Genomic DNA, 1,605 nt, shown 5'->3' with positions numbered 1-1,605 from the left:
CGAGGCTGGGCAAGAATTACTCGTTAGCGGAGTGAGGCGGGTGCGTGCCGGCCGATTGCGAGCGGAGGCTGTATATTTGTCCAGAAGGCCCCTAGGGCAACGTGGATGCCCTGCAGGAGAGCTGCGAGGGTGCATCGGCAAGGAGCAAGCGTCTTTGCGAGCGCGGCCAGAAACGCGTCGAAGCCAAGGATGTTGAGCACGCGGGTAAAGTTGTAGCAGAGCGCCATCAGGCTCCACTCGCCGCGGACCTTGTCGAAGCCGCGGACCAGGAAATGACGATAGCCGGCACGGCATTTGAGCGTGCCAAACGGATGCTCGACGATGGCAAAACGACGGCGCATCAGTTCGCCCGCGCCCTGCATCCGCTCGCGATGACGTTCAAGAACGTCTTCATGCTCCCAGCGCCCGATCGTCCGGTAGGCGGCGTTCGACGAGAGACAACGAACCTTGAGCGGGCAGGTCCTGCAGATCGCTCCGCGCGCCGCGTAGCGGATCTCGATGCGGCCACTGGTGTTCTTCTGCCTGCTCTTCATCGGATGGAGCAGTTGGCCGGCGGGACAATGGTAGGTGTCGGATGCGCCATCATAGTTGAAGTCCTTGAGGGCAAAGCGGCCTTGCTTCTCGAGCCGGGCGTTGCCCTTCGGCACCGGCACATAGGCCGTGATGCCATCGTCCTCACAGGCCTTCAGTTCGTGACTGCTGTAATAACCCTCATCTACCAGCGCCTGCAGGGCCTTGACCTCAAGGGCCTCTTTTGCCGCCATGGCCATCGCATGTAGCTGGCCGACATCGCTGCTGTCGTTCACCACCTCGCTGGCGACAATGAGCTTGTGCTTGTCGTCGACGGCGGTCTGCACATTATAGCCTGCGAGCCCCTGGCCGCTCTTGACCAGAAGCCGGGCATCCGGATCGGTCAGGGACAGCTGTGTCTCGCCATTCTCTTCCAGCCGAGCAAGATCGGCTTGGGCGCGCGAGCGCTTCGCCATCAGCGCCGCGACCTTCGCGCCGATGTCGCCGCCATCTCCGCCGCCATCGGGCCCATCCTTGCCCCGGTTCTTGGCTTCTGCGGCATCATTGTCCTCAAGGGACTTGCCGTAAGCCTCGATCTCCTGGTCCAGCTTTGTGATCTGATCGGCGAGCCTCTTGCGCGTAAAGATGCTGGCCTTGCTGGCGTCGCCATGGAAGAACGAGCCATCAATCGCAACAACGCTGCCGCCGACAAGGCCGAGCTCGCGCATCAGCAGCACGAAGCTGCGGTTGGCCGCCTTCAGAGCCGCCCAGTTCTCCTTGCGGAAGTTGCCGATCGTCCGATAACCCGGCTTCAGATTCCTCAGCAGCCAGATCAGTTCCAGATTACGGCAGGCCTCCCGCTCCAACCGACGCGACGACCTGATTTGGTTGATGTAGCCGTAAAGGTAGAGCTTCAGCAGATCGGCCGGATCGTACGGCGGCTGGCCGACCTCCTCAGCCTTGCGACCCGCATGGCGAAAGCCGAATTTGGCAAGGTCGAGGACACGAACGAAGCTCTCGATCGCCCGGACTGCGTTATCCGGACCGACATAGTCCTCAATCCGAGCAGGAAGCAGGCTGGCCTGGTCGCGGCTC

Annotated in this window: 1 protein-coding gene; it reads right to left on the bottom strand. The window is 62.1% G+C overall.

Annotated features, from left to right (window positions below):
• Positions 1-23: 23 nt before the first annotated feature.
• Positions 24-1,605: IS1182 family transposase (locus IVA87_RS32065; protein ID WP_247336987.1), on the bottom strand; the 1,582-nt coding region annotated here is incomplete at its 5' end.

Source organism: Bradyrhizobium sp. 147, assembly GCF_023073935.1.
GTDB lineage: Bacteria > Pseudomonadota > Alphaproteobacteria > Rhizobiales > Xanthobacteraceae > Bradyrhizobium.
Note: the sequence above shows the minus strand (reverse complement) of the source record. Positions and strands in the feature narration are given on the sequence as shown.